Genomic DNA, 16,149 nt, shown 5'->3' on the forward strand with positions numbered 1-16,149 from the left:
AAAATTGGAAGCAGCGAGTGTTGGCGCGCGAGGCCCGCGCGGCCAACGAATGAATGCGGCTATGGATATGCGCGCAACTACTTTTCCCTGGCGCCGAAGCTCTCCGCCAGGAATTCGACGATGGCCTGCACCCGCGCCGTGCGCCCCTTGCGGCTGGGCACCAGCAGCGTGACCGGCGCGCTGTCGAACTGCCAGTCGGCCAGCACGCGCACCAGCGTGCCGCGTGCCACGGCGTCGGCCGCGTCCCATTCGGAGCGCAGCACCAAGCCCATGCCCTGTTCGGCCCACTGGCGGGCCACGCCGCCGTCGTTGGTAACGTAGGCGGGCGAGATGCGCAGGGTCTGGGGTTTGGCCTTGGCGGCTACGCGGCCGGCCGGGCGCACATGCCATAGCGTCACGTCCTCGTCGTTCTCGCGGATGCTGATGCAGCCGTGCGCCATCACGTCGCGCGGCACGCGAGGCACGCCGTGCAGGCGCAGGTATTCCGGGCTCGCGCACAGCCAGCGCTCGTTGGCGCTCAGCGTGCGCGCCACCCACGACGAGTCGCGCACCGTGCCGATGTGAATCACCGCGTCGGCGTCGTGCCGGTCGGGCCATGGGGTTTCGCGCAGGTCGAGCTGCACGCTCAGCCCCGGGTGCAGCCGGGCGAAGCGCGCGAGCATGGGCGCTATGTACTGCCGGCCGTAGCCGAAGGGCGCGGCGATGCGCAGCGTGCCGGTGAGCCGCTGGTCGTCGCGCTGCATCGATTCGCGCAGCCCCTCGATCTGGCCGAGCAGCGCAGCCGCTTCGCGCGCGAAGCGCTCGCCCTCGGGCGTGAGGCTCAGCCGTCGCGCGGTGCGGGTGGCGAGCGACAGGCCCAGCGTGGCTTCGAGCTTGCGCAGCCGCATCGACAGCGCGGGCGGTGTGACGTCGAGCGCGCGCGCCGCGGCGCTCAGCGAAGGTTCGCGCAGCAGGGCGGCCGCAAGCTGCATGTCTTCGATCTGGATCATTAACTTGTACTTAACGATTGATGACCGTGCATTGAAGCACAAGCATGGCCTTGAAACGTACAGTCGATGCCCATGCAAGCCCACAACGCCTATCCACGCGCCGTGCTTTTCGACCTGCTCACGGCGCTGCTCGATTCCTGGACCGTCTGGAACACCGCCGCAGGTTCCGAAGAAAAAGGCCGCGCCTGGCGCGCCGAGTACCTGCGGCTCACTTACGGCTGCGGTGCCTACGTGCCCTACGAGCAGCTGGTGAAAGACGCCGCGCGCCAGACCGGCACGGCCGACTCCGCACCTGACGCACTCGAAGCCCAATGGGACACCCTGCCCGTGTGGGACGGCGCACGCGAACTGCTGCTGGCGCTGAAGCCGCACTGCAAGCTCGCGGTGGTCACCAACTGCTCGAAGCGGCTCGGCCATCGTGCGGCGGCGCGGCTGGGCGTCGACTGGGACGTGGTCGTCACTTCGGAGGAGGCCGGCTTCTACAAGCCCGATCCACGTCCGTATCGCTTGGCGCTCGACCGGCTGGGTGTGAAGGCTGAAGAAGCGGCTTTCGTTGCCGGTTCGGGCTACGACATGTTCGGCACATCGGCGGTCGGGCTGCGCACCTACTGGCATAACCGCGTCGGGCTGGCGCTGCCGCAGGGTGCTCCGACGCCCGAACTGCAGGCGGCAACGCTGGCACCCACGCTGCCCTGGCTGCAATCCTTCAGCAAATGACGAGCTTGCTCATGAACAACACCCTCGCCACCATCGACACACCCGCCGCCCTCATCGAGCGCTCGCGCATGCAGCGCAACATTGCGCGCATGCAGCAGCGCATGAACGAACTCGGCGTGCGCTTTCGCCCGCACGTGAAGACCAGCAAGTGCATCGCCGTTGCCAAGGCACAGCGTGATGGGGGCGCGCAGGGCATCACCGTCTCCACGCTGAAGGAGGCCGAGCAGTTCTTTGCCGAGGGCTTCACCGACATCCTCTATGCCGTCGGCATGGCGCCGCACCGGCTGCAGCATGCGATGGATCTGCGCCGTAGAGGCTGCGCGCTGGGCATCCTCACGGATGGTGTCGAGTCGGCGCGCGCGATCGTGGAGTTCGGCCGCGCGAACAGCGAGGTGTTCGACGTGCTGATCGAGGTCGACACCGACGGCCATCGCTCCGGCATCCGGCCCGAAGAAGACGCGCTGCTCGAAGTGGCGCACGTGCTGCACGACGGCGGCATGCGCCTCGGCGGCGTGATGACGCATGCCGGCTCCAGCTACGAGCTCGATACGCCCGAAGCCCTGCGAGCCATGGCCGAACAGGAGCGCTCGGGCTGCGTGCGCGCTGCCCAGCGGCTGCGCGACGCGGGCCTGCCGTGCCCGGTGGTCAGCGTGGGCTCGACGCCCACGGCGCTGATGGCCGAGGCGCTCGAGGGCGTTACCGAGGTGCGGGCCGGCGTCTACGTGTTCTTCGACCTCGTGATGCGCAACATCGGCGTGTGCACCGAGGACGACATCGCCCTGAGCGTGCTCACCACGGTGATCGGCCACCAGGCCGACAAGGGCTGGGCTATCGTCGACTCAGGCTGGATGGCGATGAGCCGCGACCGTGGCACGCAGAAGCAGAAGCGTGACTTCGGCTATGGGCAGGTCTGCGATGTGAATGGCAAGGTGCTCGACGGCTATGTGCTCAGCGGTGCCAACCAGGAGCACGGCATCCTCTCGCGCGAAGGCGCGCCGGACACGGGCATTGCGGCGCGTTTTCCCATCGGGACGCGGCTGCGCATATTGCCGAACCACGCTTGTGCGACTGGCGCGCAGTTTCCCGAATATCAGGCGCTGTCTGAAGACGGCTCGCTGGAAACCTGGGGGCGGTTCCACGGCTGGTGAGTGCACAGCGTCGGCGCTTGAGCGAGAGCGGCCTCGTTTCGGTCAGCCAAGTCGAGCCGCAGCAGCAGGGTGCGCGTGGAGGGTTCCTGAATCTTGCCACCAGCCTTGTCGCCTCGGAGGAGGCCGACCGCGCTAGGATGTGGCCTCTCTTTTTTCAGGAGACAGCCCCATGACCCGAGTACTGGTGCGCAGCTTCAGCGTTTCGCTCGACGGCTTCGCCGCTGGCCCAGACCAGAGCCTGGAGCACCCGCTGGGCGTTCGTGGTCCTGAACTCATGGACTGGTTCTTTCCCACGCGCGTCTGGCAGCAGATGCACAAGACGGGCGAGGCCAACGGCGAGACCGGCATCGATAACGAGATCGCCGAACAAGGCTTCGCCGAAATAGGTGCCTGGATCCTCGGACGCAACATGTTCGGGCCGGTGCGCGGTCCCTGGCCGGACGAGAGCTGGAAAGGCTGGTGGGGCGATGAGCCCCCGTACCACGTGCCGGTCTTCGTGCTGACCCACCATGCCCGCGCGCCGCTGACGATGCAGGGTGGCACTACTTTCTACTTCGTCACCGGCGGCATCCGCGAAGCGCTGGCACAGGCACAGGTCGCCGCGGGTGCGCGCAATGTGCGCGTGGGCGGCGGCGTGGCCACCGTACGCGAATACTTGAAGGCCAGGCTGATCGACGAACTGCACCTGGCCGTGCGTCCGGTGCTGTTGGGCAAAGGCGAGGCGCTGTTCGCAGGCCTGGACCTGCCGGCGATGGGCTACAGCTGCGAACGACAGGTGGCAGGCGAGCGCGCCACGCATATGTTCCTGCGCCGCAGCGCGCCTTGACATGGGAAGAGTGGCTCAAATATCGACAGGATCCTGCCACGTCATCTCAGAACGACCGCTCCCCGATCACCCGTCGCACCGTCCGTAGCGCACTGCGCAGCGCGTCCAGCCCGACCGACCCCAGCGCGAGGCGCAGCGCATGCGGCACGTGCTGTGACGTCGCGAAGGGCTCGGCAGTGGACACCGAGACGCTATCGCGCATCAGCGCCGCCGCAACCAAGTCGGCGCGGGTTTCGTCCGGCATGGACAACCAGACGAAGTACGACGAAGGGTGCCGCACGCACCGCAGTCCGGCAAGCTCCTCGCTGGCGACGACTTGCCGCGCCGCCGCGTCCTGCCGTTTCTTCGCCTCGAGGCGGTTGACCGTGCCGTCTTCCAGCCACGCGCAGGCGATGGCCGTGGTCACGCCCGGCGTGCACCAGGTCGTGGCCCGGATTGCGCGTTCGAGCTTGGGCACCAACACATCGGGCGCGGCGACGAAGCCCACGCGCAGCCCGGTCGCCACGCTCTTGGAAAGACCCGAGACATATACCGTCGTCTCCGGTGCCAGCGTTGCCAGCGGCGGCGGCGGGTCATCGGCCAGAAAGGCGTAGGCGGCGTCTTCGATGATGAGCAGGCCATGCCGCCTTGCGATGGCGGCCAGCCGGCGGCGCCGGCTTGCGCTCATCACCCAGCCCAGCGGGTTGTGCAGGGTCGGCATCGCGTAGATGGCCTTCACGCGGCGGCGCGCGCACAGGCGTTCCAGCGCGTCCAGGTCCGGCCCCTGTCCGGATGCCGGTATGGGCGCCAGTTCCAGCCGGTGTGCCTCGGCGAGCACCTTGAAGCCGGGGTAGGTGAGGGCGTCGACGGCGACCACGTCGCCCGGTTGCAGCAGCGCCATCACCGTTACTGCCAGCCCGTGCTGTGCGCCGTCGACGAGCAGCACGCTCGACGGCTCGGCCGCCAGTCCTCGCGACGCGAGATGCCGGGCGACGCAGGCGCGTTCATGCATTCGGCCGCCATGGGGTGCATAGCGCAGCATGGCGTCCAGTTCACCACCGGCGGCGAGCTGCCGTAGTGCGGCGCGAAGCAGCTCGGCCTGTCCGGGCAGCGATGGGTAGTTGAAGTTCAGGTCCACCAGGTCCGGTGCCATGGTCCGCTGATCGACGCCAACACCGCCGTGCATCGCCGCTTCGCGCACGAAGGTGCCGCGACCGACTTCGCCGCTGACCAGTCCCATCGCCTCCAGTTCCGCATAGACGCGCGAAGCAGTAACCAGCGCCAGGCCGTGGCGCTCGGCCAGCCGCCGGTGCGTAGGCAGGCGGGTGCCCGGCTGCAGGCGTCCCGCGCGGATCTCGGCGGCGAGTTCATCGACCAGTTGCTTGTAGCGGGCTTCGGCCATCGTGCGATGTATGCATGACAATTTTTTGATTGTATTGATCGCCCGGCCTACGATGAGCGCATCTCAGCCCTCACGCACGAATCCTATGCACATCGCGATCCTCACCTTCGACGGCTTCAACGAACTGGACTCGCTCATCGCGCTGGGCGTGCTCAACCGTATCAAGAAGCCGGATTGGCGCGTGAGCCTGTGTTGTCCGACCCCTGAAGTCACGTCCATGAACGGCGTGACCGTACGCGCCCAGTCGTTGCTGGAGGATGCGCGCCTCGCGGATGCCGTCGTCGTCGGCAGCGGGGTGAAGACGCGGGAGGTCGTCGCCAGCCCCGAGCTGATGGGGCGCCTCGCGCTCGATCCGGCCCGCCAGTTGATCGCAGCGCAGTGCTCCGGTACTTTGATCCTGGCCAAGCTCGGCCTCGTGGGCGGCATACCGGCCTGCACTGACCTGACCACCAAGCCCTGGGTGCAGGAGGCCGGCGTGGAGGTCTTGAACCAGCCCTTCTATGCGCGTGGCAATGTCGCAACTGCGGGTGGCTGCTTTGCTGCGCCCTACCTGGCCGGCTGGATCATCGCCCGCACCGAAGGGCTGGAGGCTGCCGCCGCAGCGCTTCACTACGTCGCCCCGGTGGGCGAGAAGGAAGCCTACGTGGCCAACGCACTCGGGAACATCACGCCGTACCTGCCGCAATGACCTCTTTGTGCGGGCTGAATCGACAGCTCAGCGCCTTATGGGCGCATGCAGCACCGCATTCGCCCCCGACCCGGCCGAAGCCTGCGTCGGCGATGCGTCGGCCAGTGTCCTGACCGGGCCGCAGCGCCCGTAGGTGTCGTCGAAGCGCACGATGTCGTCTTCGCCCAGGTATCCGCCGGTCTGCACCTCGATCACTTCGAGCACGGTCTTGCCCGGGTTCTCCAGCCGGTGGATGGCGCCCGAGGGCAGGTAGATCGATTCGTTCTCGCGCACCAGCGTGACTTCGCCGTTGCAGGTGGCGCGCGCCGTGCCCTTCACCACGATCCAGTGCTCGGCGCGGTGGTGGTGCATCTGCAGCGACAGTTTGCCGCCGGGCTTCACGGTCAGGCGCTTGACCTGGAAGCGCTCGCCCAGGTCGATGCTGTCGTACGCGCCCCAGGGCCGCACCACGCGGCGGTGCTCGGTGGCCTCGGCGCAGCCCTCCAGCGAGAGCTTGCGCACAACGTCGGCCACCTGCTCGGCGCAGCCCGCGCCGGCCACCAGTACGGCGTCGGGCGTGTCCACGATGATCAGGTTTTCGGTGCCCAGCGCCACCACCGGCCGGTGCGGCGCGTGGATGAAGGTGTTGCGCGAGTTCAGCGCGCTGGCCTTGCCGCTCAGCCGGTTGCCCGCGTCGTCCGCCGGGTGCAGGCTGGCAACCGCGTTCCAGCTGCCGACGTCGCTCCACAGGCCTTCGAACTTCACGACTGCGATGTCCTTGTGCTTTTCGAGCACGGCGTAGTCGATGCTGTCGGCTCGGCAATCCTCGAAGGCTGCGCGGTCCAGCCGCAGGAAGCTGCCGTCGGTTGCAACGGCGGCAGTGGCGCGCTCGCAGGCCAGCAGGATGTCGGGTGCATGCCCGCGCAGCGCTGCGATCAGCGTGCGCGCCTGCACGAGGAAGATGCCCGCGTTCCAGCTGTAGCCGCCATGCAGGATCAGCTGTTCAGCCACCGCTGCCGTCGGCTTTTCGACAAAGCGCACCACGGCCTGGCTGCGCCCGTCGGCCGAGGGCTCGCCGGCTTCGATGTAGCCGTAGGCGGTGCTCGGAAAACTCGGCACCACGCCGAAGGTGACGATCTTGCCGGCCAATGCGGCCTCGACGCCGGTGCGCACGGTGCGGGCGAACAGCGCGGCGTCGGGAATGTGGTGGTCGGAGGGCGCGAACAGCAGCAGGTCGTCGGGCTCGGCCAGCAGCGCGGCCGAGGCCATGGCGGCAGCGGTGTTGCGCGCCACCGGCTCGAGGATCTGCCGGCCCGTGGCGTGCGCGTTTTCCACCGCTTCCTTCACCAGGAAGCGATGGTCTTCAGACGTGACGCAGGTGATATCGGCATTCAGCACCGCCAGCCGTTCGAGCGTGAGGTGCAGCAGGCTCTTGCCGCCGACCAGCGGCGCGAACTGCTTGGGCAGCGCCTTGCGCGACAAAGGCCACAGCCGCGTGCCGCTGCCGCCGCACAGGACCACGGGATGGATGAGGGGGGTGTTCATGATCGTTTGCGTTGTGGTGGGGCGGGGTTCAGATCAGGCCGGAGTACGCCGCATAGCTCACGGCCTGGGCACGCGAATGCACGTGCAATTTCTTGTAGATGTTCTTGATGTGGGCGTTGACGGTCTGCCCCGAGATGCCCAGCTTGACGCCGATCTCCTCGGTGACGTGGCCGCGCGCCACGAAGCGCAGGATCTCGCACTCGCGCGCCGTCAGCGTCGCTTCGCGCGGAGGCGGCTCCACCGACGGCGGCGTGCGGCTGTCGGGCCGGTGGCTCAGCCGCGAGAGCAGTCGCCGCGCCAGCCGCGGCGTGATGGCCGCGCCGCCGTTGACCACCTGCAGCACGGCCTGCGCGAAGCTCTGGAGCCACGCGTCCTTCAGCAGGTAACCGGTGGCGCCCAGCTCGAAGGCATGCAGCACGTGCGACTCGTCCTCGAGCGCGGAGATCACGATGATTTCTCCTGTGCGATGTTGCTCTCGGGCTTCCTGGATCAGGTCGAAGCCGGTGCCGTCGCCAAGCCGCAGGTCGACCATCAGCACGTCGAACTCGTGCGTGGCCAGCAGACGGCGGCCGTCGCGCAGGCTGCCTGCCTGGCCTTCGAGCTGGATGCGCAGGTCCGACAGCAGCTCCTGCGCTATCACCCGGCGCATGAATTCGTCGTCATCCACGAGCAGGACGCGCACGGGTGCATCCTCCTGCCCCGTCAGGAAGCCGGGCCACAGCGGCGCAACAGGCGGAACGATGCCCGGTGGAAACCCCGAGCGGCCATCGGCCTGCTCGCCAAGAAAGGGGGATGGGTTGTCAGACATGGGTGTGTCCCAGGTTGGAGTTGATGTGGGTGCTGGTGCCGTTGCTCTGAAAGCGCGGGAGGTCCGCGGTAAAGGCGGGCGCCGGGTCGTCGAAGCCGTGCGGGTTCGCGGCCTGCCAGCGCCAGCTGTCCGCGCACATCTGGTCGAGGTCGCGGCGCGCGCGCCAGCCGAAGGCGAGGAAGGCGCTGCGCGCGTCGGCCCAGTAGGCAGGTGCGTCCCCGGGGCGGCGCGGCCCGATGCGCAGGGCAATGCGGCGGCCGCTTGCGCGCTCGAAGGCCGACACCACTTCGAGCACCGAGGCGCCACGGCCGGTGCCGAGGTTGGTCATGAGAATGCCGCTGTGGCGCACTGCATGGCGCAGTGCCGCCACATGGCCTTCGGCCACGTCCATCACGTGCACGTAGTCGCGCACGCCGGTGCCGTCGATCGTTTCGTAATCGTCGCCGTGCACCACCAGGCATTCACGCTCGCCGGCCGCGACCTGCGAGATGTAGGGCATCAGGTTGTTGGGTGGCCCGTGCGGGCGCTCGCCGAGCAGGCCGCTTTCGTGCGCACCGACGGGGTTGAAGTAGCGCAGGCAGGCAATGCCCCAGCGCGCATCGGCCTGCGCCAGGTCGGCCAGCACGGTCTCGACCATGGCCTTGGTGCGGCCGTAGGGGTTGACCGCGCCGTAAGGTGCGCTCTCCGCAATGGGCGAGGGCTGCGAGTCGCCGTACACAGTGGCCGATGAGGAGAACACCAGCGTGCGCACGCCCGCACGGCCCATGGCCTGCACCAGCGCCAGGGTTCCAGCCAGGTTGACGTCGTAGTAGCTCACCGGGTCGGCCACCGATTCGCCGACCGCCTTCAGCCCCGCGAGATGCACGACCGCCTCGATCCCGTGTGCCGCGAACACGCGGTCGAGCGCCGCCGCGTCGCGCACGTCGCCGCGCACGAGAACGGGTTCGACGCCCGTGATGCACGCCACCCGGTGCAGCGAACGCGCGTCGCTGTTGACGAGCGAGTCGAGCACCACCGGCAGGTAGCCCGCGGCGATCAGCGCCACGCAGGTGTGGCTGCCGATGAAGCCGGCGCCGCCGGTCACTAGGACCCTGGGTGCGGATGTGGACTTGGGCATGGTCGTGGTCCTCGTGTGGGGTGCCGCGTCAGCCGGCGATGCAGCGCTGCAGTTCCTCTTCGAGGCGCTGCAGGATTGCGTTGCGGTCAAGTTCGGCCTCGGCGAAGCGGCGGCCGGCCGAGCCCAGCAGCTCGCGCGTTTCGGGCGACATCGAGAGCTGTTCGATGGCATCGGCTAGCGCCGCCGCATCGCCCGGCTCGACCACCACGCCGCGGCCCCACACGGCCTCGCTGAGCGCGGTGCCGGCGTGCGCGGTCACGATCACGGCGCGGCCGCTTGCGAGCATGCCGCCCAGCTTCGACGGCATGACGAGGTCGGCGGCATCCGCGCGCTGGGGCAGCACGTGGATGTCGGCCATGCCCAGCAGCTCGTTGAGCCTTTCGGCAGGCTGCAGATCGAGAAAATGCGTGTTGCCCAGCCGGGTGCAGGCGTCCATCAGCGAGGCCCGGCTCGGGCCGTTGCCGCAGAACACGAAGTGGATGTTGTGGGAGCACACCAGCAGGCGCGCCGCTTCGGCCAGCAGCTCGATGCCCTGCTTGCTGCCGAGGCTGCCAGCGTAGAGCACGACCACCGCGCCGGCGGGAATGTTCAGCTCCGCCCGGAAGCCCTGCGCCGGCACGCCTTCGGCCACCGGCGGTCGCGCAACGGGCTGGATGGCTTCCACGTCGACCCAGTTCGGAAACAGCACCAGCCGCGATTCGTCCACGCCTTTCTCCAGCGCCTTGGTGCACATCGTGGAAGAGATGGATGACACCCGGTCGAACTTGCGCATCAGCCAGCGCTCGGCGGCCAGGGCGAAGCGCCGCACACGCTCGCCGCGCAACCAGCCGAGGCCGAATGCCGCATCCACTTCGTAGTCCTGCACGTGCAGCCAGGAGCGGATGCCGAGCAGCTTCGCGAAGCACAGCGCGGCCGGCGCGCAGGAGATGGGCGGCTCCACCACGAACACCACGTCAGGCTTCCAGCGCAATTGCGCCAGCAGCAGCGGAATGCTCGACAGCGTGAAAGACAGCAGGTGACCGATGCGCCCCAGCGCACGAGGCTTGGCCGGCACCCAGGTGGGCGCGCGGCAGACCGTCACGCCGTTCCAGTCGGTCTTGCGGTAGGCCCATGCCGAGTAGCCCTCGAGCACCGACCACTGCGGAAAGAAGGGCGGCGACGCAATCACCCGCACCTCATGCCCGCGGGCGTGCAGCCACTCGGCCATCTCGCCCGAGTACTTGCCGATGCCGGCCAGCTCGGGAGCGAAGTTCATCGAGTAGACGAGGATCTTCACGATGCCTGCCTCCGCGTCAGCAGGCGCACGATCGGGAAGAAGCCGAATTGCAGGCGCATGCGTGTCTCGTACAGCACGAAGTCGGTCACGCAGGCAATGAAGAACACGTAGTGCGGCCTGTCCGGAAAGACCATCACCACCGCGCCGTATGACGCCAGCCGCAGCGCAACCTCCACCAGCGCCCAGGCGCCGAGCGAGCCCATCGAGGTCTTCAGCGACAGCACCATCTCGTGGTGGATCGTGTAGGTGCGCAGCAGGAAGTACGGCGCAATGCACATGAAGATGGTGCGCGCCTCGTTGCCCAGCTTGAGCAGCGGCGCGGCCACCGAGATGAGGGCAGCCAGCCCGACGAAGAGCCCGCAGCCCAGCAGGAAGGAATGCTTCGCCAGGCGCAGCTTGGCCGCAGTGAAATTGCCTGCGTCCGTTTCCAGCATCGCGGGCGTCTTCGTGACCAGGAAGGCCTGCACGAACTGCGACGGCGCTTCGGCCAGCAGGAACGCGAGCTTGAAGGCCCCCACGTAGCTCAGCGGCATGAAGTACGCCACGATGAGCAGGTCCGACTTGCGCAGCAGGAACATGAGCAGCGAATACACCGTCGCTCCGGCCTGCGATGCCAGCCCGAGCGCGGCCCGCCCGACCGGTGGCGCTGCGCCATTGCCCGGCAGGCCGACGGCCACGCACACCACCACGACGGCGAACAGGTTGATGAGCAGCAGGTGCGCCACGCCCAGGTCGAAGCGCACCGCCACGCACAGGCCTATGCCCACGACCAGGATGGTCGCGCGGATGCCGGCCTCCAGGTTGAGCAGCCCCGCGTGGCCGAGGCCGCGACTGAACGAGAGACGCAGGCTGTTGAACGAGAAGACCGCCAGCGTGGCCACCAGCAGAAGGAAAGGCGCGTCGCCCACGGGCATGTGCTGCACCGTGAGGATCACCGTCACCAGCACCGTGGCCAGCGGCAGGCCGATGGCCAGCGTGCGCACGACGTCGCCGCGCGTCACGCCCGGCGGCACGCTCGCCGCATTGCGCGAGAACAGCAGCGAGCTGCCCAGCGTGCCCATCACCAGCGCCACTTCCATGACCGACTGGTAGATGGAGTACTCGCCGAAGCGCGCCGGCGAAATGCTCGCCGCCATCAGGAAGATCGCCAGGAAGCCCGACAGGTACACATACAGCCGCGAAGCAAGCGCGCCCAGGCCCGACAGCCAGGCCATGCGCGCGCCGGGCGGAGCAAGTGACAGGCTGAAGTGCTTCATGGCGTCGGCTGGCTTCACGCTTACTTGCCGACCGGGGCGCGGGATACGCGGCCGGTGTCGAACAGCCGGCGCACGAATGCACCGGCCCGGAACGCGTTGTTCTTCGCGCGGCGGGCCATCTGCAGCGCGTAGGTCACGGCCGCCACGGTGTGCATGTGGCCGCGCAGCGCGAAGGGCATGGCCATCTTGGCGCTGCCCTGGAAGTGCAGTGCCACCACGCGCGTCAGTTCGCCGGCGGTGCTCGTCAGCCAGGCCTTGCCATCGCGGTACGCAATGCGCTTGGCGCCGCCGAGCACCTTGAACTCCCGCCGCACGAGGTTGTGCATGCCGTTGATGTTGTGGTCGATGACCGTGCCGTCGAGCACCCGGTTGATGGGGGCGTCGTTGCCCGTGGCGTGGGCCCAGAGGTAGAGCAGTGTCATGTCGGACACGCCGCCGCGCACCCCCCGCGCGGCAAAACGCGCCGCGATGTCGCGCAGCTTCCTGCGGCCCGAGGGGGTGGCATAGCTGTCGAGCACGTAGGCCACGAAGCGGCGCAGGCCGTTCGCGGTCCAGTAGCTCACGTGCGGCGAGATCTGGCAGGGGTTCCAGCCGTCCGCGGACTGCATGCAGGAACCCGAGAAGTCGGACTTGCCCGCAAGCCGCGCGATATGCGGCGCCGCACCCTGAAAAAGCAGCACATCGCTGTCGATCAGCACGAATTCGCGCACTTCGGGGTGGGATTCCAGAAACTGCGCTAGGAGAAAGTAGCGCCGGAAGCAGATTTTCTCGAACTCCGGCGGGTTGCTCGACAGATGCACGTAGGACCGGCAGAAGCGTTCGTAGGCCGGGCCCGCGTCGGTGTCCGACAGCACGAAAAGCGGCTCGCCGGCCAGTGCCGCCGATTCGCGGCACAGCGCGAGGGTCTTGTTCTGGCGGTCTTCCACGACGATGAAGGGCAGGGTTGGGTTCATGGCGCTTGGTTGAGGGTTGACGGGATGTGACAGCGTTCGTTGTGCTCAGGGCTTGCGCGCGGTGACGCTCTTCATCAGCGCGACGTGCGCGGGAAGAAAGCGGCCGGCGGCGTCGATGGGCATGTCCAGCGTGAAGAGGCCGCGCACGGCGGCCGCTTCCGAAATCCAGCTGCGCAGCTGCGCCGCCGTGAAGCGCGCCGGCGCCTCGCGGCCCCACGAGGCGCTCAGCGGCGTCAGCACGTGCAGCGCCAGCTCCGACGGCGGGGCGGTGAGATGCGCGGGCGGCTGCATGTATTCGCCGGCCATCAGGTTCTGGCAGGGCGCCGACTTGGCGCTGAAGCGCTCAGCTCCTTCGCCCGCGTTGAAGGCCAGCCAGCGGTTGGCGGCGCCCGTGCGGGCCGCGCTGCACAGCATTTCCCAGCCGGCGGGCGTGATGCCCTTCGTGTTGTAGGTACCGTCGAACCACCAGCCGCTCACGAGCGAGCCGTAGCGTTCCGACCAGTCACGGATCAGGCTCGACCATGCGGCGATGAAGCGCGCGGGCGGCGGCTCCTGCTCGGATACGTCGCCCAGGCAATCCATCAGCGCGGGGTCTGCCTGCGGCGCACGAAACGGCAGGTAGAGGATCAGCGAGATGCCGCGCTTGCGCAGCGCCTGGCCGATCTCCATCGGCAGGTCGCGCGGCGAGCGGTTCGCGGCGCTGCCCGGGCAGAGCACTTCGAGCGCGGCATTGGGCGCGATGTACTGGCCGTTGTTCTGGCCCAGCGTCAGGATCAAGTGCGAGGCGCGCATGTCCGCCAGCGTCGAGGCGAAGGCCTCGACGTCGAAGCGCTTGATCTCGTTGATCGATTGCTTGTCGGGCAGGTAATGCACCATCACGCCGAAGCCCGGCATCGGGGCGCCCGCCGATGTGACCGCGGGTTGTGCGCGGCCGGCCAGCGGCATCACTGCCAGCAACAGCAGCGCTGCAAGAAAACGCATCGCGGGGAACGGCCATTTCGTCATGGCATGGCCCGGGCGAGCGACAGCGCGCCGCGCTTGAGCATGAGATAGCGTCCCGCGACCGCCGCGGGCGCGCAGGCGGTGGCATGGGCCCACACCGGATGCGTGCGCTCGTGGCGCGCGAGGTGCTTGGCCAGCCGGTACGGGTCGCTGGCAGCGCTGCCCACGAAGAAGGCGTAGTCCGTGAACAGCTCGCGGTGCACCGGAATGTCCGACAGCAGCAGCGGCACGCCCAGCGTTGCCGCCTCGGCGGCCGAGAGGTTGAAGCCTTCGAAGGTAGACAGCGAGATGAACGCGGTGGCGCCCTGGTACAGCCGCAGCAGCTCGTCGCGCGACACCAGCCCCCGGTGCCGCACCGAGCCACGCACCTCGGGCGCCAGCGCGGCCACCATGCGCTCGACATCGGCGGCGCCGTTGCCGGTGATGTCGAGGTAGTCGACCAGGCCCGCGCGCTTCATGCGCTCGAAGAGGGTGAGGATGCCGCCGAAGTTCTTGTGCGGGTAGTAGTGGTAGGCCGCGATGAGGTAGCGCTCGCCCGGTGCCGCATTCGTTGCCGCACCCGGTGTAGTGGGTGCCGCCGCGACCCGGGGCGCGTCCACCGGGTTGAAGATCACGGCCGAATGCTCGCAGTGGCCGAAATGGCGCTCGAAGTCCAGCTGGCTGCTGCGGCTGATGAAGACCACATCCGCCGCGCTGTGCGCCGCGCGCCAGAGGCTCCAGTCCAGGAAGAGCCGCTTGCTGCGCTTGAAGTACTGCGGGTAGGCCTTGTACTGCAGGTCATGGACGATGACGATCGAATCGCGATGCCGTCCGAACGGCGTCACCGGCAGGAAGTAGTTGGGAAACACCGAGAACAGCTGCTCGCCCGTGAGCAGCGCGCGCAGGTAGTGGAAGTTGTAGAGCAGCGTGTCGAGCACGAAGCGGCTGATCTTCAGGCGCTGCGCCAGCGCGTAGATGCGCGGATGCCGCTCGCTGACCGGCTCGACGCGGTCGTCCTGCGACATCCGCATGTGGCGCAGCAGCACCTCGGACACGTTGAGCACGCCGCCGGCAGCTTTGTTCAGGCGCACGGTGTCGTAGTAGAGGTAGGTGGCCATGAGCGACGTCCTCACGCACTCGGAAGGCCGTGCCGCACCGCGCGCGGCAGCGGCCGGCGGGCACGGGAACTCAGGGCGCCGGCAATGACGGCGGCGATCAGGCCCGAGACCGCGAACGGTCCCCAGCCCAGGATCGGGCCGCGCATGAACGGCACGTAGGCGGCGAGCAGCACCAGCGCCGACAGGTAGGAGCCCGACAGCGGCCGGTTCGGATCGATGGCGCGGTCGACAACGCGAAAGCCCGCCGAGATCGCATAGCCGAACAGTGCCGGCCCTGCCAGTCCGAAGTCGAAATACGCCGTGGTGAAGGGCGGCAGCGACAGGTTGCTCTGCGAGAAGTTGCCCAGGATGGCCGACCAGCCGAGCGGGTCGAAGTCCGGGAACATCTTCAGGTCGCGCGGCAGGAAGAACGAGAACGCCGAGAGCAGGTAGCGACCCCAGCCGAGATCGGGAATGGGTGCGCGCTCCAGGATGCCCGCGACCACGAACATGGCGTCGAAGTCCTGGCTGAACGGAAAGGTCGTGAGCTCCTCGCCCCAGACGCTGCCGCGCGAGATCAGGTTCAGCACCGGGCCCAGGCCCGCGATGGAGCCGAAGATCACGCTGCCGAGCAGCCAGCGCCGGCTGCGCCCCAGGGCGTGGATGAGCAGAGGCAGCAGCCCGATCAGCAAGACCTGCCGCGCCGTGTTCACCGGGTTGGCCGCAGCCAGCGCCAGGCCGAACGCCAGGCCCGCCGCGCACCAGGACCACAGCGTGCGACGGCGCACAGCGTGGATGGCCAGGGCCACGAAGCACATCAGCACTACCAGCTTGGGCAGCGTGGAATAGAAGATGAAGTCGATCGGCACGTTCTCTTCGCCGCCGCTGGTGCCAGTGAGGCCGCGCGCCACGAAGTTGAGCTCGGGCTTGATGAACAGCGTGGCGAAGGCCGCGAGCGAGCAGCTCAGCAGCAGAAGAAGAGGGTGGGCCACGCCGACCAGCCGCCGGTCGTGCCCCCCGGGCAGGTGCGCGGGTACGTCGGGCACGCCCAGCCGCGCGGCCTCCACGCCGGCCATGTACAGCAGCAGGAGCATCAGTGCCTGCGTGTGCGCCGCCGTGCTCATCACGCCTGCCTCCCAGAACTCCACGTCGTGCGAGATCTGCATCGCCGGCGCGATCGAGAAGTACGTGAGGATCGTCGCGTAGTGGATCAGAAGGAACACGCTGGAGCCCGAGGACCCCAGCAGCGAGAGCTGGATCAGCGACAGCGCGCACACCGCCGCATAGCCCCACACGGGGTCGACCAGGCCGCACAGCATGGCGCAGACGATGCCGGACCAGAAGGAGAGGATGCGCATGGTGGGCCTGCTGTTCGGGTGGGTGAGCGC

General features: G+C 68.3%; 15 protein-coding genes. 4 read left to right on the top strand and 11 right to left on the bottom strand.

The features are described 5' to 3' along the window. Positions 1 to 77: 77 nt before the first annotated feature. Complete coding sequence (locus AC07O3_RS03790; protein ID WP_495338610.1) at positions 78 to 989, bottom strand: LysR family transcriptional regulator; 912 nt, start codon at positions 987 to 989, stop codon at positions 78 to 80. A 66-nt stretch (positions 990 to 1,055) separates the two neighbouring features. On the opposite strand from AC07O3_RS03790, the gene AC07O3_RS03795 reads away from it, so the two are divergent. The 3 genes from AC07O3_RS03795 (at position 1,056) to AC07O3_RS03805 (ending at position 3,680) form a co-directional block, all read left to right on the top strand. Continuing rightward, positions 1,056 to 1,706 (top strand): HAD family hydrolase, encoded by a 651-nt coding sequence (locus AC07O3_RS03795; protein ID WP_495338611.1) that lies wholly within the window; start codon positions 1,056 to 1,058, stop codon positions 1,704 to 1,706. Positions 1,707 to 1,717: 11 nt separating this feature from the next. After that, positions 1,718 to 2,854 (top strand): DSD1 family PLP-dependent enzyme, encoded by a 1,137-nt coding sequence (locus tag AC07O3_RS03800; RefSeq protein WP_495338612.1) that lies wholly within the window; start codon positions 1,718 to 1,720, stop codon positions 2,852 to 2,854. Positions 2,855 to 3,023: 169 nt separating this feature from the next. Beyond that, a complete protein-coding gene (locus AC07O3_RS03805) occupies positions 3,024 to 3,680 on the top strand; it encodes a dihydrofolate reductase family protein (protein ID WP_093058339.1) in 657 nt (218 codons plus the stop codon). 46 nt (positions 3,681 to 3,726) lie between these two features. Here AC07O3_RS03805 and AC07O3_RS03810 read toward each other — a convergent pair whose 3' ends face one another. Beyond that, a complete protein-coding gene (locus tag AC07O3_RS03810; protein ID WP_495338690.1) occupies positions 3,727 to 5,061 on the bottom strand; it encodes an aminotransferase-like domain-containing protein in 1,335 nt (444 codons plus the stop codon). A gap of 85 nt (positions 5,062 to 5,146) precedes the next feature. Between AC07O3_RS03810 and AC07O3_RS03815 the strand changes: the two genes are divergently transcribed. Next, a complete protein-coding gene (locus AC07O3_RS03815) occupies positions 5,147 to 5,749 on the top strand; it encodes a DJ-1/PfpI family protein (protein ID WP_093074436.1) in 603 nt (200 codons plus the stop codon). Between the two features lie 27 nt (positions 5,750 to 5,776). On the opposite strand, the gene AC07O3_RS03820 is transcribed toward AC07O3_RS03815, so the two are convergent. From AC07O3_RS03820 to AC07O3_RS03860, 9 genes are read right to left on the bottom strand one after another with little or no spacing between them, the layout of a single operon-like run. Continuing rightward, positions 5,777 to 7,273 (bottom strand): mannose-1-phosphate guanylyltransferase/mannose-6-phosphate isomerase, encoded by a 1,497-nt coding sequence (locus tag AC07O3_RS03820; protein ID WP_093058342.1) that lies wholly within the window; start codon positions 7,271 to 7,273, stop codon positions 5,777 to 5,779. 28 nt (positions 7,274 to 7,301) lie between these two features. Continuing rightward, complete coding sequence (locus tag AC07O3_RS03825) at positions 7,302 to 8,081, bottom strand: LuxR C-terminal-related transcriptional regulator (RefSeq protein ID WP_093058343.1); 780 nt, start codon at positions 8,079 to 8,081, stop codon at positions 7,302 to 7,304. Further along, on the bottom strand, positions 8,074 to 9,198 hold the full coding sequence (gene galE / locus AC07O3_RS03830; RefSeq protein ID WP_495338613.1) for a UDP-glucose 4-epimerase GalE: 1,125 nt from the start codon (positions 9,196 to 9,198) through the stop codon (positions 8,074 to 8,076). Before galE ends, AC07O3_RS03825 begins: the two co-directional genes overlap by 8 nt. 28 nt (positions 9,199 to 9,226) lie before the next feature. Next, complete coding sequence (locus tag AC07O3_RS03835; protein ID WP_307614170.1) at positions 9,227 to 10,474, bottom strand: glycosyltransferase WbuB; 1,248 nt, start codon at positions 10,472 to 10,474, stop codon at positions 9,227 to 9,229. After that, on the bottom strand, positions 10,471 to 11,730 hold the full coding sequence (locus AC07O3_RS03840) for a lipopolysaccharide biosynthesis protein (RefSeq protein WP_426393093.1): 1,260 nt from the start codon (positions 11,728 to 11,730) through the stop codon (positions 10,471 to 10,473). The genes AC07O3_RS03835 and AC07O3_RS03840 overlap by 4 nt, the downstream gene beginning before the upstream one ends. 20 nt (positions 11,731 to 11,750) lie before the next feature. Continuing rightward, positions 11,751 to 12,683 (bottom strand): hypothetical protein, encoded by a 933-nt coding sequence (locus AC07O3_RS03845; protein WP_440531491.1) that lies wholly within the window; start codon positions 12,681 to 12,683, stop codon positions 11,751 to 11,753. A 45-nt stretch (positions 12,684 to 12,728) separates the two neighbouring features. After that, on the bottom strand, positions 12,729 to 13,688 hold the full coding sequence (locus AC07O3_RS03850; RefSeq protein ID WP_495338614.1) for a hypothetical protein: 960 nt from the start codon (positions 13,686 to 13,688) through the stop codon (positions 12,729 to 12,731). After that, the gene (locus tag AC07O3_RS03855) at positions 13,685 to 14,782 is read right to left on the bottom strand and encodes a glycosyltransferase (protein ID WP_495338615.1); all 1,098 of its coding nucleotides are present in this window, start codon (positions 14,780 to 14,782) and stop codon (positions 13,685 to 13,687) included. Before AC07O3_RS03855 ends, AC07O3_RS03850 begins: the two co-directional genes overlap by 4 nt. A gap of 11 nt (positions 14,783 to 14,793) precedes the next feature. Next, complete coding sequence (locus AC07O3_RS03860) at positions 14,794 to 16,119, bottom strand: hypothetical protein (protein WP_495338616.1); 1,326 nt, start codon at positions 16,117 to 16,119, stop codon at positions 14,794 to 14,796. Between the last annotated feature and the right edge of the window lie 30 nt (positions 16,120 to 16,149).

This window comes from Variovorax sp. GW821-FHT09D05 (genome assembly GCF_059416325.1).

What these genes read in the sequence shown, in the direction of transcription:
- AC07O3_RS03820 (WP_093058342.1), bottom strand. Translation starts at nt 7,273, where the DNA reads ATGAACACCCCCCTCATCCATCCCGTGGTCCTGTGCGGCGGCAGCGGC.
- AC07O3_RS03815 (WP_093074436.1), top strand. Translation starts at nt 5,147, where the DNA reads ATGCACATCGCGATCCTCACCTTCGACGGCTTCAACGAACTGGACTCG.
- AC07O3_RS03790 (WP_495338610.1), bottom strand. Translation starts at nt 989, where the DNA reads ATGATCCAGATCGAAGACATGCAGCTTGCGGCCGCCCTGCTGCGCGAA.
- AC07O3_RS03800 (WP_495338612.1), top strand. Translation starts at nt 1,718, where the DNA reads ATGAACAACACCCTCGCCACCATCGACACACCCGCCGCCCTCATCGAG.
- AC07O3_RS03855 (WP_495338615.1), bottom strand. Translation starts at nt 14,782, where the DNA reads ATGGCCACCTACCTCTACTACGACACCGTGCGCCTGAACAAAGCTGCC.
- galE (WP_495338613.1), bottom strand. Translation starts at nt 9,198, where the DNA reads ATGCCCAAGTCCACATCCGCACCCAGGGTCCTAGTGACCGGCGGCGCC.
- AC07O3_RS03850 (WP_495338614.1), bottom strand. Translation starts at nt 13,688, where the DNA reads ATGACGAAATGGCCGTTCCCCGCGATGCGTTTTCTTGCAGCGCTGCTG.
- AC07O3_RS03845 (WP_440531491.1), bottom strand. Translation starts at nt 12,683, where the DNA reads ATGAACCCAACCCTGCCCTTCATCGTCGTGGAAGACCGCCAGAACAAG.
- AC07O3_RS03795 (WP_495338611.1), top strand. Translation starts at nt 1,056, where the DNA reads ATGCCCATGCAAGCCCACAACGCCTATCCACGCGCCGTGCTTTTCGAC.
- AC07O3_RS03860 (WP_495338616.1), bottom strand. Translation starts at nt 16,119, where the DNA reads ATGCGCATCCTCTCCTTCTGGTCCGGCATCGTCTGCGCCATGCTGTGC.
- AC07O3_RS03810 (WP_495338690.1), bottom strand. Translation starts at nt 5,061, where the DNA reads ATGGCCGAAGCCCGCTACAAGCAACTGGTCGATGAACTCGCCGCCGAG.
- AC07O3_RS03805 (WP_093058339.1), top strand. Translation starts at nt 3,024, where the DNA reads ATGACCCGAGTACTGGTGCGCAGCTTCAGCGTTTCGCTCGACGGCTTC.
- AC07O3_RS03825 (WP_093058343.1), bottom strand. Translation starts at nt 8,081, where the DNA reads ATGTCTGACAACCCATCCCCCTTTCTTGGCGAGCAGGCCGATGGCCGC.
- AC07O3_RS03840 (WP_426393093.1), bottom strand. Translation starts at nt 11,730, where the DNA reads ATGAAGCACTTCAGCCTGTCACTTGCTCCGCCCGGCGCGCGCATGGCC.